Annotated in this window: 1 protein-coding gene; it reads right to left on the reverse strand. The window is 70.0% G+C overall.

Going from position 1 to position 629, the window contains the following annotated elements; translation table 11 throughout:
- Nucleotides 1–629: lysophospholipid acyltransferase family protein (locus AC1DU6_RS34575; RefSeq protein ID WP_477863017.1), on the reverse strand; the 629-nt coding region annotated here is incomplete at both ends.

Below are 629 nucleotides of genomic sequence, written 5' to 3' on the forward strand. Positions count from 1 at the left end.
CGCCGCCCCCGCCGCCGGCGGACGGAGGGCTGGCATAGGCCTCGGCGCCGAGGCGGCGCATCTCGGACTCGCTCCAGTCCATGACCTCGTTCATCAGCTCGGCTGCCCAGCGGCCTTCGGTTCGGATCTGCCGGCCGATGGAGATGTCCACCACGCCCGGACGCAGCAGGAAGCTCTTGCGTGGCCAGCAGCGCGCCGCCGTCGCGGCGATGGGCACGACGGGCAGGCCGGCCTCGATGGCCAGGCGGGTGCCGCCGGTCTTGTAGTCGCCGACCTGGCCGCGCGGGATGCGCGTGCCTTCGGGGAACATGATGACCCAGTTGCCCTGGCCACCGAGGCGTTTGCCCTGGCTGAGCACCTTGTTCCAGGCCTCCGTGCGGCGGCCACGGTCGATGTGGATCATGTCCATGCGCGCCATCGCCCAGCCGAAGAAGGGCACGTAGAGCAGTTCGCGCTTGAAGACATAGGCCAGCGGATGGCTGAGCAGGGCCGGGTAGGCAAAGGTCTCCCACGTGCTCTGGTGCTTGGACAGCAGCACGACGCCGGCGCGGCGGTCCGAAGCCGACGGCAGGTTCTCCATGCCCTGGATGCGCCAGCGGATGCCACAGATGAGGCGCGCGCTCCAGATG

Source organism: Roseateles sp. P5_B10 (assembly GCF_056400485.1).